The following is a 13,639-nucleotide window of genomic DNA, read 5'->3' as shown; positions in this document are numbered from 1 at the left end:
CGGAATTTACACCGAGTGCTGCTTCGATGCGTCGGAGGTCGATTGCGCGGCGATGACGCCGTCTCGGGTGATGCGGATCTCGTAACCGTCGATCTCGAACCGGATCTCGGAGACGCCGCGTGACCGCGGATCGGGCAACAACGCCGAGATCACGGCCTCGATATCGACGGCGTCGGAGAGGGTCAGGTCGTCGTCGATCCCATCGATCCCACGGACCGCATCAGCGAGTGCAACCAACAGTTCGTCCTGGGTCTCCCAGGGTTCGCGCGTGAGTACCGACCACGAGCCGGAAGAGGAGGAGGCGGACGTTGGGTCGAAAACTTCGGACATATCTGGGACTTGGCCCCCCGCAATTAAAATGTGCTGTTCAAAATGTCGTATCTGATAATTTGCCACCGAGCGCCGGCGTCGGGCCATCGTCCACTCGGAGCAGATAGCACGGTGTCCGTTATCCCGGCGAGAGGGCCTACGCCGAGTCGCTGGGGCCCTCCGTGGGCTCGCCGCTCCGCGCATCGTCGTCGGCCAGGGACGCAGACTCTCCCGGATGCAGTTCCCGCGACAGGAGCGTCGCCGACTCCACGAACAGTCCGACGGCTAGCGGTCCCGCGACGACGCCGATGGGGCCGAGCGTGAGCACGCCGCCGAAGAAGCCGATGAAGTAGAGGCTCCCGGGGATGTCGGCCGTCTCGCGGGCGAGCCGGGGGCGGATGAGAACGTCGGGAAGGAGCGCAATCACGAACCCGCCGACGAGGAAGACGAGCACTCCCCGCAGCAGTTCGCCGACAGCGACGTGATACGCCGCAAGCCCCGCGAGCAGGACACTCGGACCGACGATCGGGACGAACTGGAGGACCGCCGAAACGGTCGCTAAAGCGATCACCGCCTCGTACCCGAGGAGGAAGAACACCGGGAGCGCGAGGACGAACGTCCCGAGCGCAGTCGCGGCCTGTAGCACGTAGATGGCAAACAGCGTCTCCCGGGCGCGGTCGTTCAGCGCCGTCGCGGCGTCGTGATAGGTGGGCGGAACGAGCGCAATCACGGCGCGCTGGGCGTCTTCGCCGTAGAATAACAGCGAGTACACCAGAAAAACGAAGAGAGTGATCTTGATTACGAGGACGGGGGCCGCTGTGGCCGCACGGCGCGCCGCCCGCTCGATGACGCGGATCGTGTACTCGTTGACAGCCTCGAGCGTGACTGCGTACTCCAACTCGAAGAAGGAGAAGACAAGTTCGTCCGGAAGCAGTCCGAGAAGCGCCACCAGGGAGTCAAAACGGAAGTAGACGACCACGACGAGCGGGACGAAGACGAAAAGCGCCAGCAGAAACGCACCGAGAGCCGCGCCCGCGCTTGCGACCCGCCGCGAGTGATCGCGGGAAACTAGCTCTCTGCGGGGCGGCCAGAGTACGTACGCGACCGTGACGGCGAAGAAGACGGTCCCCAGCACCGACTGCAGGAGGACCGACGCGAGGAGTCCAGCGAGGACGAACAGGCCACCGAGGACGTACCGTCTGTTGAGTGGCACGGTCGACTCTCACGTCGAAGTGACAAGAGCGTTACTTCCGTCCCCGTCCTGTCAGACGGAAGTCCCACAGTTTGATACTGATTACTCTCACTTTTTACCGCCGAGCGCCACCCCCAGTGGCAGCGCTCGGGGGTAAGAGACGAGAGTAATCAGTATCAGTCCACCACCGTTAAATACCACCCGGTGTGATTACCTGGTAATGAAACGACGAACGTTCCTGCGCGTGGCCGGTGCGGGGAGTGTCGCCGGCCTCGCCGGCTGTACCGGAGGCGACGGCGGAGCGACGGATACGGCGACCGACACGGTGGCGACAACTGAAAGCGACACGGCCACCGGAACGACCGCGGGGAGCGCCGACTCCGAGCCGCCGGAACTGATCGTCTCGACGTACGGGGCGTTCGTGGACGCGCCGTCGACGAGCCCCGGGCCGTGGCTCAAGGAGACCTTCGAGTCGGAGTTCGACGCCACGCTCACGTTCGAGACGCCCGACAGCGAGATCAACCACTACATCGAGCGCGGCCTGCAGGGCGCCGACATTGAGGCCGACGTCTACGTCGGACTCAACGTGGACATGCTCGTCCGGATCGACAACAAGCTCGACGACGGGCTGTTCACGACCGTCGACGGCCTTGCGGGCCAAGCCGACGTGAAGGAGTCGCTGCAGTTCGATCCCGACGGGCGGACCGTCCCCTACGACACGAGCTACGTCAGTATCGTCTACAACGAGACGATGAGCGAGGACGGCGAGTACGTCGCGCCGGAGACGTTCGACGAACTGCTGGACCCGGCCTTCGCGGGCGACCTGCTCACACAGAACCCGACCGCGAGTGCGACGGGGAAGTCCTTTCTGCTCCACTCGATCAAAGCGAAGAGCGAAGACGGCTATCTCGAGTACTGGCAGCAGTTGCAGGACAACGACGTTCGGGTGGTGTCCGACTGGGACACCTCCTACGATATGTACACCGAGGAGGAGGCGCCGATGGTCGTCTCCTACTCGACCGACCAGGTGTACGCCAACCGCTACGACCAGGACATGGCGAAACACCAGATCCGCTTTCTGAACGACCAGGGCTACGCCTACCCCGAGGGGATGGCGCTGTTCGAGGGGACCGACCGACCCGAACTCGGCCGGCGGTTCCTCGAATTTATGCTTCGGCCCGACGTGCAGGGGGAGATCGCCCAGCGCAACGTCGCGTTCCCGGCGACGACGTCCGCAGAACTCCCCGAGGAGTTCGCGCAGTACGCCAAAGAGCCGCCGGAAGGGGTCACTTTCACGTACGACGAACTCCGAGGCAACGTGAGTGAGTGGACCGAGGCGTGGGAGCGACAGTTCGCGAGCAAGTGAGGACGGCGGGGACGAGGATCGAGGTCTGAGAGCCGTGGATTCAGACGCCCTTCCGTCCGTGCCGGGTTGGTTACGCTCGTTCCTGTCGGTCCTCGAAGCGCGAGCGCTCACGCTCGTCGCGGCGGCGACTGCGCTCGTGCTGCTCGTCGTCTTCTACTACCCGGTCGCGACGGTGTTCGTCGAGGCCGTCGTCGTCGACGGCCGCCCGACGGTCGAGCCGCTCGTGTCCGTCCTCTCCTCGCGGTTCTACCTCGTCGACATCTTCGGGTTCACGGCGTACCAGGCGCTGCTCTCGACGATCGCGTCGGTCGCCCTGGGCCTGCCCGGCGCGTGGCTCCTCGCGCGCTTCGAGTTCCCCGGTCGGGAGACGCTCCGCTCGTTGACGATCCTCCCCTTTGTGATGCCCTCGATTATGGTCGCGATCGGGTTCGTCGCCACGTTCGGGAAAAACGGCACCCTCAACGCCATCCTGCAGGCGTTCGGGTTGCCGACCGTCGAACTGCTGTTCTCGCTGCCGGCGATCGTGATCGCTCACGCGTTCTACAACGCTCCGCTCGTCGCGCGGGTGACGACCGCCGCCTGGGAGAGCGTCGACGCCTCGGCGATCGAGACGGCCCGGAGCCTCGGCGCGTCGCCGACGCGGGCGTTCCGCGATGTCGTCCTCCCGCAGCTTTTGCCCGCGGTCGCCATCGGCGCGACGCTGACGTTCGTGTTCACGTTCGCCTCGTTCCCGATCGTGCTCGCGCTCGGGGGCTTCCAGCTCGCCACGGTCGAGGTGTTCATCTACTCCCGCATCCAGAACCTCGCGTACGCCGAGGCGGCCGCACTCGCGGTCATCGAGACGGTGATCTCGCTGGGGCTGACGTACCTGTACCTCCGTTACGAGGGGCGCCAGCGTGCATCCGGACAGGGTGCGCGTCCGCAGCCCCGGCGGTCGCTGTGGCCCGGATCGTGGACACCGCGGGAGATCGGCACGCGGGCGGGAATCGCCGTCTACGCCGTCGCCCTCGTCGCGGTGTTCGTCCTCCCGATCGCCTCGATGCTCCTGACGAGCCTGACGGGCTCGAACGGGGCGATCACGCCCGAGCACTACCTGTTCCTGCTCGAACGCCAGCAGACCGGCGCGTCGTACCAGGTTCGCCCCCTGCCGGCGATCCGAAATTCGCTGCTTTTCGGTGGCGCCACGCTGCTCGTCGCGGTGCCGATGGGGGTCGTTCTCGGCGTATTGACGACGCGGCAGTTCCGTGGGCGCGCCGTGGTCGACGCGCTGGCGATGGCGCCGCTCGCTGTCTCGGGGATCGTCGTCGGTCTGGGGCTCCTCCGGGGGCTCGTCTTCGGCGTCGAGGCGTTCGGCACTCGGATCCAGGTGACCGGGGCGCTCGCGATCATCGCCGCCCACGCCGTCGGCGCGTACCCGTTCGTGACCCGCAGCGTCGCGCCACTCCTGGGGAATCTCGATCCGCGGCTGGTCGAATCCGCCCGGAGCCTCGGCGCGAGTCGCGTGCGGGCGCTCGTCGACATCGAGTTGCCGCTCGTCGCCGCCGGCGTCGTCGCGGGGGCGGCCTTCGCGTTCGCCATCAGCATCGGCGAGTTCGACTCGACGATCGTCCTCGCCGAGGGATCCAGCAGCTACACGATGCCGATCGCCGTCGAGCGCTACCTCGGCCGCCGGCTCGGTCCGGCGACGGCGATGGGCTGTCTCCTGCTCGCAGTCACGAGCTTGAGTTTCGTCGTTATCGAGCGGTTCGGTGGCCGATACGGCGGTCGAGGGGGGTTCTGAGTATGCAATCGACACGCCACTGGGGGATCCACAGATGGAACTGACGCTCACGAACGTTCGGAAGGAGTACGGCGAGGCGGTCGCGCTCGGCAGGGAATCCGCCGGGGTCGACCTGACCGTCGAGGACGGCGAGTTCTTCACGCTGGTGGGGCCCTCCGGGTGTGGGAAAACGACGACACTGCGACTCGTCGCCGGATTCGAACCGACGACGACCGGGCAGGTCGCGTTCGACGGCCGGGAGATGGCCGGCGTACCGCCCGAAGACCGGAACGTCGGCGTCGTCTTCCAGAACTACGCGCTCTTTCCGCACCTCTCCGTCGCGGAGAACGTCGCCTACGGACTCCGGTTCGGCGACCCGCCCGGCGGGGAGAGCCGCGAGGAGCGCGTCGCGTCGCTTCTGGAACTCGTCGACCTCCCGAACACGGGGGGGCGGGATCCCACGGAACTCTCCGGCGGGCAACAGCAGCGCGTCGCCCTCGCCAGGGCGCTCGCACCGGGGCCCGATCTACTGTTGCTCGACGAACCGATGAGCGCGCTCGACGCCCGACTCAGGGAACGGCTTCGGATGCAGATCAGGGAGATCCAGTCGACGCTCGGGATCACGACGCTGTACGTCACCCACGACCAGGAGGAGGCGCTTGCGGTCTCCGACCGCGTCGCGGTGATGAACGACGGTCGGATCGAGCAAGTCGGGACACCGCGGGGGGTTTACCGACGCCCGGCGACTCGGTTCGTCGCGGAGTTCGTCGGCGACAACAACGTGTTCGAGGGGCGAGTCGTATCCGTCGAGAGAGAACACAGCGCGGGCGAATCTCCAGTCGAAACGAAGGGGTGTTCAGAGACGGGGGCGGGACGGCCGGCGGCGGCAGGAGGGCCGGCGACGGATCGAGAGCGATCAGCGGACCGGCGATACACCGCCCAGATCGAGGCCGACGGGACGACGTTCGCGGTGACAACGACGCGGGAGCTGCGCGTGGGCGACCGCGTGACGTTCTGTGTCCGCCCGGAACAGGTGACCGTCGTCGACGACGCCGGGGACGGACCCGGCGCAGACATCGAGAACGTGCTCGAAACGACGGTGTCGGAGACGGAGTTCCTCGGCGAGTCGACGCGGTCGTATCTGACGTGGGGGGATCGGGAGTTGAGCGTCCGGTCGCGTGACCCGCTCGCCGGCGACGTGCGCGTCGGGTTCGCGATGGTGGATGCCCACGTTGTCGAAGTCGACGACAGGTGAGAACCGGACGCGGTATGGCGGACTACGGAACGTGTATCCCGAGAATAGGTGTATCATAGTACGATTCGCGAGGGATCGTTTCACACCTTTGCGGCTGAACCAGCCGTCAGAGCGCGTTTTCGCACTTTTTTTCCGCTCGAGTCGGCGTCGTCGACCGCTCGCGCAAAACAGGTGGATAGTTCACACCCAGCTCCGGACACGGCGTATTACTTATATTACAGTAGTACATATAATGCACTATGGGAAGTGTGAGTTTCCGTGTTCCCGACGAAGTGAAAGCACGGATGGAAGAACACGACGAGGTGAACTGGAGTGCAGTACTCCGTGACCACATCGAGGAGGAACTGCACAGTCTGGAATCGCGGAATATCGCTCACGCGGTTGCGACCAGCGAGCGACTGAGCAGTTCCATCGACGCCGACGAGGTGGCGACGACGAACACGGCAGAACAGATTCGTGAGTTCCGTGATACCCGATACGGCGAGGAGCGACCCTGATGGCCGACATCGTTATCGACACCAGCACTGTCGTCAAGTGGTTCATTCCCGAACAGTATCACGAACAGGCCCGTGCACTTCGTGACGATTTCCTCAACGGGAAACACGACCTGTGCGCACCGGCGCTTATGCCCTTCGAGGCGGTCAATGCACTCAACTACAGCGGCCACTACGACGGCGAGCGACTCCGCGAGGCCGCACACTCGCTCGACAACTACGGTATCGAACTCGTCTCGTTCGGGTCAGTTGGCCCCATCGCAGAGATCACGACCACCGTTGACATCACGGCCTACGACGCTGCCTACGTCGCACTCGCCGTCGAACGGGATGCGACAGCCTACACCGCTGATGGGAATCTCCTGCAGGATTTGGACGGAAGTGAGTACGCGGACAGCGTCGCCCACATCCATACCTACTGAGCGATGAGTTGCGTTTCCTGCTGCAGACAGCCTCAGGACTGAACGATTCGCACTTAACGCGTGGTGATCATTCTATGACGCCCTTCGGAGGGGTTAGGGCGCGACGCCGACGGTGAGAAGCGTCCCGTACGTCCGGTACCGTTCGACCATCGCCTCCCGGGTTTCCCACTCCTCGGTGGGGAACGACTCGGCGGGCAGGATCTCGATCTCGCGGTCGGGAATCGAATCCTGTTCGGCGACATAGAGACCGGCGTCCCGGAAGGCCTCGCGGTACTGCTTGCGGGACCAGCGGGTCATCTCGACGTCGATGCGCTCCTGCCACTCGTGGGAGTGGACGTTCTCCTCGTAGTAGTTCACCGCGCAGTAGAACGTCCCGCCGGGCGCGAGGACCCTGGCGACCTCTTCGAGGGTGTGGTGGGGGTCCCGCGCGTAGTAGAACGCCTCCATACTCCAGATATGGTCGATACTATCGGCCGCGAAGGGCAGGTCGTCGAAGTCGCCGACGACGAAGCCGACGTCCGGATCGTCCGTGTACGAGCGGGCGTTGCGCGCCATCGCGGGCGACCCGTCCAGGCCGTACACGCGGCCGGCGTCTTTCGTCTCTCGGAGTGCGCGGCCGGCGTACCCGCTACCGCATCCGAGATCCAGGACGGTGTCACCTGGTTCGATCGGCATCCGCGCGAGCGCGTGTTTCGCGGTGTGCCAGTGTCGCTCCTCCATTCCCTTGTCGCGCCCGTCGGCCGCCCAGGCGTCGAACTCGGCTCTGACGCTCATACCCCTCGATGATCCGGCGCGGACAAGAACCGTCGGGTTTCGTCGGGGTGCTTCGGACGGCGGACAGGTGTATCTCAGCGCTGAGAGCGGAGAGTATATCCTGTCCGGGGGAAGACAGGAGGTATGGCTCGGGGCCGTCGGTTCGCGCTCACGGACACCGCACAACAGATCGTCGGGGGGTTCCTCCTCGCGGGCCCCTTCGTCGTCACCGAGGAGGTGTGGGTGCTCGCCGAGAGTATGTCCGCAGTGCAGGCGCTTTTCACCGTCGTCATCGTCTTCACGATCGGCTACGGCGCTCTGTACAAGGCCGACGACAGGGATCCCGATCGGGAATCCGACGTCGGTGGGGTGCCGCTGCGGTTCATCTCCCTGATCACGGTCTCGTATCTCTCGGTGTTACTCCTCGCGGTCGCGTTCGACGCGCCGGGGACGTTTCTCGGCGGCGCGGGGGCTGAATCCGGCGTGCTCTTCGACGGAGTAATCGACAGCGCGGTCGTCAAAACGACGGCGAAAGCGGTCAGCATCGGCGCCGTCTTCAGCGTGATCGGCGCGGCGACCGCCGACTCGCTGTACTGACACTCTCCGCCTCGGGCCGGTTCCGAGCGTGAATACGCCCGAACGGCCCCGACTCGTCGAGATCAGTCGTCTGGAACGTGTCAGCGGATCCCCCGCACGGTTAAGTCGACAGGGCCGATTTGATCCGGTATGGATTACCAGCTCGCTATCGAGAACGCGCCGGACACCGTCCCCGGTGGCACAGGCATCTTACTGCTCCACCCGAGCATCGGCGAGACCGACCGGATCGACACGGACTTCTTCAAAACCGACACCGATCACTTCCTCATCGTCTCGACCCGGACGACCGCCAGGGAAGTCGAACAGAAACTCGAACACTACGACGTCGACGAGTCGCGGGCGGACATCCTCGATACGCTGTCGGTCGAGCGAGGGTACTCCCGCTGGCGGACGGACAACGTCCACTACGTCTCCGCGCCCGACGACCTCGACGGGATCGTCGCGCAGGTGACGGACTTTCTGGAGTCCCACGAGGGGAAACTGCGGCTCAGCGTCGATTCGGTGACGGAACTGGCCTACTACGCCGACGTCGACGGGGCCTACGACGCCACCCGCAAGCTCCTCGATCTCCTCGATAAACACGACGCAGTCGGGCTGTTCCACCTCTCGAATGAGGTCCACGACGCGGAGACGATCCAGCGGTTCCGGGAGCTTTTCGACGGCGTCGTCGAACTTGATCTCGATGGTGGCGTCGAGGCGGACTTCTGACGCTGTCGGATGCCCAAGCGTGGCCGTCGAGAATATCGACGCGATGACAGGACGGGTTCCGCACTGACTGTAGAACTTTTATTACTGCGGCAGCCATCGTTTCAGTAATGCTGCACAGCAAAGGACCACTGCTCTCTGTGGATCTCACAGCGCAGGACACACACACGGAGGATATCGACAACGTACTCGAATCGTACATCGGCGGACGAGGCGTGGGCACGAAACTCGTCCACGACCGCGTCCCCTTCGACGCCGACCCGCTCGGCGCCGAGAACCGGCTCGTCTTCACCACGGGGCCGATGCAGGCCTCGCAGATGAGCTTCACGGGGCGGATGAACGCCACCGCGGTGTCGCCGCTGACCGACGGGCTGCTCTCGTCGAACGCCGGCGGGTTTATGTCGCGACACTTCGCGGACACGGGCTACAGCGCCGTCGAGTTCGCCGGCGAGAGCGACGAACTCCTCGTCGTCCACGTCACCGACGAGGGCGTCGAATTCGAGCCGGTCCCGGATCTCGCGGGCGCGACCGTCCCCGAGACCTGCGAGTACATCCGCGAGGAACACGACCTCGACGCGGACCACGTCGCGTGCATCGGGCCGGCGGGCGAAAACGAGGTCCGGTTCGCCTCGGTGATGACCACCGAAGAGCGGGCCTTCGGCCGCGGCGGCCTCGGGGCCGTCCTCGGCGCGAAGAACGTCAAGGCGGTCACCTTCGACGGCGACTCGGCCCCGGAGATCGAGATCCCGGCCGAGCAGATGGAGATCCACCGCGAGGCCGCGACCGACGACCACATCATGAAACAGCAGGGGACCGTCGCCGTGATGGATCTCGCGAACGAGAAGAACGGCCTGCCGTCGTATTACTTCTCGGAGCAGTCCTTCGAGGGCGTCGAGGGGATCAACGGCAGCGCCGTCGCCGACAAGAAGTACAAGAAGGGAACCTGTTCGGCGTGTGCGTTCGCGTGCAAACTTCCGACGAGAGACGAGGAACGCGGCGTCGAAACCGAGGGGCCGGAGTTCGAGGTGGCGATGGCGTTCGGCTCCAACAGCGGCGTCGACGACATCGTCGACGTGATGAAATCGAACCAGCTGTGCGACGACTACGGCCTCGACGCCATCTCCGCGGGCAACGTGGTCGCCTCCTATCTCGCCGCCGAAGACGAGTTCGGCAACCGCGAGCTCATCTGGGACCTCGTCGAGAAGATCGCCCACCGCGACGGCGTCGGTGACACCCTCGCAGAAGGGATCGACCGGACGCACGAGGAGTTAGGCGTCGAGAACTGGTCGGTCAAAGGGATGGACTTCGCCGCCCACGAGGGGCGCGTCCTCCACGGACAGGCGCTCTCCTACGCGGTGGCGAACCGCGGTGCCGACCACATGTACGCGACGTTCTACTCGGTCGAGTACCCGCTCGTCCCCAGCGACCAGGCGATGGAGCCGACGGGCTTCGAGGGGAAGGCCGAACGGCTCGTCGAGCGGGAGAACCTGATGGCTCTCAACGACAGCGGCGTCGTCTGCAAGTTCTCGCGCGACTATATGTCGCCGGAGCGCTACGAGATGCTGTTCGACGCGGACTTCGAGGACCTGTTGGCCGTCGGCGACCGGACCGTGACGCTGGAACGGCACTTCAACAACCAGCGCGGGTTCGACGAGGGTGACGACACACTCCCGTACGCCGAGGACCTGCCCGGGTTCGACGACGCGCTCGTGGAGTACTACCAGGTCCGAGACTGGAACACGGACGGAACTGTGCCGAACGCGGCGCTGCCCTCGTAGGGAGCGAGGCGTTCGCCTCGGATCTTTCGGACGCGGCGAGCCGGAGTATCATCGTAACCGACGACTCCGGGCATCACGCCGAGACGAACTCGTCGGCGTCGGTGCCGAAGACGAAGACGAGTGCGCCCGCGAGCGCGAACCCGACCGCGAGCGGTGCCAGCGCGAGGAGGTAGCCCGATCCGACGAGGCTGCCGGCCACGATCGGCCCTAAGATCCCGGCGATCCGGCCGGTTCCTTCCGCCACCCCGGAGCCGGTGCTGCGGAGACTCGTCGGAAACTGTGCGGGCGTGTAGGCCCGGAGCGACCCGAAGGCGCCAACAGAAAAGAAGCTCGCCGCCAGCAGCCCGAACAGAAACGGCCAGAATCCCGACAGCGGGGTGAATCCGACACCGGGAAGCGCAGCCGCGAAGACGTACGTGCCGACCCCCGAGAGGAGGAGATACCCGCCGAGCGTCCGCTTTGCCCCCACGCGGTCGACGAGCCAGGCGGCGCTGAGATAGCCCGGGATCTGGACGACGCTGGCGAGCAGTAGATACTGATACGTGCCGCCGACGAACTCTGCGGCACCAATCGCGCCCGGGAGCCAGATGAACACGCCGAAGAAGCCGAGGTTGGTGCCGAACCAGGCGAGCGACGTCACGACGGTTCGACGGGCGAGCGAAGGCGAGAGCAACTGTTTGAATCCGGCGTCGTCGTCGCCCGCCGTCCGGACCACAAGCCGGACCGCCGAGAGATCGAGCGGCGCGCCGTTTCCCCTGGAGATGGCTTCGAGCCGTTCACGGGCCGCGGTTTCGCGACCGTGGTCGGCCAGATAGTGCGGGGAGTCGCCGAAGCGGCCGAACAGCGGAACCAGCAGGATCGGCGTCGCGCCGACGGCGAAGAGGAGCCGCCAGTTTTCGAATCCGCCGACCGGAAGCGAGAACGCGAACGGAGTGAGAAGCACCCACGCCAGAAGCACCGCCGCGATCGAGCCGATCGCCCAGAACGCGTCGAGATACGTGAGATACCGCCCTCGGTCGTCGTCCGCGAGGTGTTCGCTCAGGTAGACCGTCGTCGCCGTTGCGGTGCCGCCGATGCCGATACCGGTCAGAAATCGCAGAAGCGTGGCCGAATAGAGGCCACCCGCGAGGGCCGTGAGGCCGGCGGAAACCGCGTACACTGCCACCATCAACTGCAGCGTCCGAAGCCGACCGTAGCTGTCGCCGAGTCGGCCGCCGATCGGGCTCCCGAGGACCATCCCCCCGAGGCTGGCGCTGCCGAGAACGCCGGCCGCAGTCCCGGAAAGCCCCCAGGCTTCGGTCATCGTCGGGAGGGTAAACGAGATCAGGAGCACTTCCATCGCCGCAAGCGCCCAGGCCGTGCCCGTCGCAAGGAGGACGTCCCGCTGGACAGGACCTCGCGGGATCCGCGTCAGAACCTCGCCGACCGGGAGCGGACTCGCCATCGTGGGCGTCAGCCCGAGTGGGACTCCTCGGCTGTGTCGTCAGTGACGACAGCATCGGCTTCGATCTCGACGACGAGCGCCGGATCGAGCAGTTCGGCGACGCCGACGATGCTGGTCGCCGGCCGGACGTCGGCGAACGCGTCGGCGTGTGCCGTCCCGACGGCCTCCCAGTCGTCGATATCGGTGAGAAAGATTCGAGTACGGACCACATCCGCAAGCGAGGCACCGGCCTCTTCGAGGGCGCTCTCGATGAGATCGAAGATGTGAGTCGCCTGCTCGTACGGGTCGTTCGGAGCGACGACGGCGCCGTCATCGTCGGTCGCTGTAGTGCCCGACACGCGGATCTCGTCGCCGACGCGAACCGCGCGCGAATAGCCGAACTTCGGTTCCCACTTGGTTCCTGTAGAAATATTCTGTCGCGACATACGACTCTGATGAACGCTCGGAGGTATAAATTAGGATGATCAATGGTGCGGGGATCGTGAACGGTCAATCGAATATCCCGAAGCGCCAACCGGCCGGGGGCTCTCGAGTTGAAGCGGATACCACACCGTTCGAGCCCCCGAGGGGCCGTCTCGACGCGATCTGAATCGTATCTGAATCTAAATCGAGGGGATCGGGATATGCGGAATTTCGTTGCACTCAACGGCGGTGATTGATCCATCGTCCCAAAATCTATAGTATCTCGAATCGAAGTCCCCTCTATGGTACAGATCGACATCAACTGCGATATGGGCGAGAGCTTCGGCAACTGGACGATGGGGCGAGACGACGAGGTGATGCCGTACATCACGTCGGCGAACGTCGCCGGCGGCTACCACGGGGGCGATCCGCACGTAATGCGGGAGACGGTCCAGCTCGCAGCGGACCACGGCGTCGGCGTCGGAGTCCACCCCGGCCTGCCGGACAAGATGGGGTTCGGCCGCCGGAAGATGGACGCCACGCCCGAGGAGGTCAAAGATTACGTCACGTATCAGCTGGGCGCGCTTCGGGCGTTCTGTGACCAGCACGGCGTCACGTTCCAGCACGTCAAGCCCCACGGGGCGATGTACTCGATGCTCTCGGAGAGTCCGGACCACGCCCGTGCGGTGATGGAGGGAATCCTCGACGTCGACGAGGATCTCATCTATCTCGCGACGGATATGAACATCTACGAGGTCACCGAGGAGTACGACAACCTCGATGCCGTCTTCGAGGGCTACGTCGACCTCGATTACAACCCGGATCGGAGTCTGATCGTCGAACAGGAGAAACAGGCCCGGGACCCGGACCTCGTCGCCGACAGGCTCGTCAGAATCGCAACCGAGGGAACAGTCGAGGCCGCAAACGGCGAGGATATCGACATTCCGGCCGACAGCATCTGCATCCACGGCGACACGCCGAACGCCGTCGAGATCCTCGAAACCGTCCACGACCGGCTCGACGAACACGACATCGAACTCGCACCGCTCCACGAGATCGTCTAACGCCGCCTGAAGGGGTGTGACCGAGCCTCTCGAAGTCTACAACGGACGTCGTTGCCAACTGGCGTCCACGATCTTCGATTTTTTGGGTGATACCGCCGA

Annotated in this window: 14 protein-coding genes; 9 read left to right on the top strand and 5 right to left on the bottom strand. The window is 65.1% G+C overall.

Translation table 11 applies throughout. The features are described from left to right. Positions 1–6 precede the first annotated feature (6 nt). Together RJT48_RS00420 and RJT48_RS00415 are read right to left on the bottom strand one after the other, a co-directional pair. Positions 7–330, bottom strand: coding sequence for a HalOD1 output domain-containing protein (locus tag RJT48_RS00420; RefSeq protein ID WP_311170252.1), 324 nt, complete (start codon positions 328–330; stop codon positions 7–9). A gap of 136 nt (positions 331–466) precedes the next feature. After that, positions 467–1,522, bottom strand: a complete 1,056-nt coding sequence (locus tag RJT48_RS00415) for an AI-2E family transporter (RefSeq protein ID WP_311170251.1) — start codon at positions 1,520–1,522, stop codon at positions 467–469. Positions 1,523–1,721: 199 nt separating this feature from the next. Here RJT48_RS00415 and RJT48_RS00410 point away from each other — a divergent pair, with 199 nt between their 5' ends. From RJT48_RS00410 to RJT48_RS00390, 5 genes are all read left to right on the top strand, one after another. Further along, positions 1,722–2,867, top strand: coding sequence for a thiamine ABC transporter substrate-binding protein (locus RJT48_RS00410; protein WP_311170250.1), 1,146 nt, complete (start codon positions 1,722–1,724; stop codon positions 2,865–2,867). 34 nt (positions 2,868–2,901) lie between these two features. After that, positions 2,902–4,647: an ABC transporter permease gene (locus tag RJT48_RS00405; protein ID WP_345784719.1), complete on the top strand. Its 1,746-nt coding sequence runs from the start codon at positions 2,902–2,904 to the stop codon at positions 4,645–4,647. A gap of 34 nt (positions 4,648–4,681) precedes the next feature. Further along, positions 4,682–5,881, top strand: coding sequence for an ABC transporter ATP-binding protein (locus tag RJT48_RS00400; protein WP_311170249.1), 1,200 nt, complete (start codon positions 4,682–4,684; stop codon positions 5,879–5,881). Positions 5,882–6,120: 239 nt separating this feature from the next. Then, positions 6,121–6,378, top strand: coding sequence for a hypothetical protein (locus RJT48_RS00395; RefSeq protein WP_311170248.1), 258 nt, complete (start codon positions 6,121–6,123; stop codon positions 6,376–6,378). Then, a complete protein-coding gene (locus tag RJT48_RS00390; RefSeq protein ID WP_311170247.1) occupies positions 6,378–6,797 on the top strand; it encodes a type II toxin-antitoxin system VapC family toxin in 420 nt (139 codons plus the stop codon). The genes RJT48_RS00395 and RJT48_RS00390 overlap by 1 nt, the downstream gene beginning before the upstream one ends. Before the next feature lie 93 nt (positions 6,798–6,890). Here the strand turns inward: RJT48_RS00390 and RJT48_RS00385 are convergent, their stop codons facing one another. Beyond that, complete coding sequence (locus RJT48_RS00385; protein ID WP_311170246.1) at positions 6,891–7,571, bottom strand: class I SAM-dependent methyltransferase; 681 nt, start codon at positions 7,569–7,571, stop codon at positions 6,891–6,893. A gap of 123 nt (positions 7,572–7,694) precedes the next feature. Here RJT48_RS00385 and RJT48_RS00380 point away from each other — a divergent pair, with 123 nt between their 5' ends. The 3 genes from RJT48_RS00380 to RJT48_RS00370 all read left to right on the top strand — a co-directional run bounded on the left by RJT48_RS00380 (position 7,695) and on the right by RJT48_RS00370 (position 10,630). Further along, on the top strand, positions 7,695–8,147 hold the full coding sequence (locus RJT48_RS00380; RefSeq protein ID WP_311170245.1) for a DUF2391 family protein: 453 nt from the start codon (positions 7,695–7,697) through the stop codon (positions 8,145–8,147). A gap of 129 nt (positions 8,148–8,276) precedes the next feature. After that, on the top strand, positions 8,277–8,855 hold the full coding sequence (locus RJT48_RS00375) for a DUF7090 family protein (protein WP_311170244.1): 579 nt from the start codon (positions 8,277–8,279) through the stop codon (positions 8,853–8,855). A 107-nt stretch (positions 8,856–8,962) separates the two neighbouring features. Beyond that, positions 8,963–10,630, top strand: a complete 1,668-nt coding sequence (locus tag RJT48_RS00370; RefSeq protein ID WP_311170243.1) for an aldehyde ferredoxin oxidoreductase family protein — start codon at positions 8,963–8,965, stop codon at positions 10,628–10,630. A gap of 73 nt (positions 10,631–10,703) precedes the next feature. Here the strand turns inward: RJT48_RS00370 and RJT48_RS00365 are convergent, their stop codons facing one another. Continuing rightward, positions 10,704–12,074 (bottom strand): MFS transporter, encoded by a 1,371-nt coding sequence (locus RJT48_RS00365; RefSeq protein ID WP_311170242.1) that lies wholly within the window; start codon positions 12,072–12,074, stop codon positions 10,704–10,706. 8 nt (positions 12,075–12,082) lie between these two features. Next, the gene (locus tag RJT48_RS00360; RefSeq protein WP_311170241.1) at positions 12,083–12,499 is read right to left on the bottom strand and encodes a RidA family protein; all 417 of its coding nucleotides are present in this window, start codon (positions 12,497–12,499) and stop codon (positions 12,083–12,085) included. A 279-nt stretch (positions 12,500–12,778) separates the two neighbouring features. Here RJT48_RS00360 and RJT48_RS00355 point away from each other — a divergent pair, with 279 nt between their 5' ends. After that, complete coding sequence (locus RJT48_RS00355) at positions 12,779–13,540, top strand: LamB/YcsF family protein (protein WP_311170240.1); 762 nt, start codon at positions 12,779–12,781, stop codon at positions 13,538–13,540. The last annotated feature ends 99 nt before the right edge of the window (positions 13,541–13,639 follow it).

The sequence above is a fragment of the Halobellus ordinarius genome (genome assembly GCF_031823395.1).
GTDB lineage: Archaea > Halobacteriota > Halobacteria > Halobacteriales > Haloferacaceae > Haloquadratum > Haloquadratum ordinarius.
The sequence above is the reverse complement of the archived record's forward strand: the minus strand, read 5'-3'. Positions and strand labels throughout refer to the sequence as shown.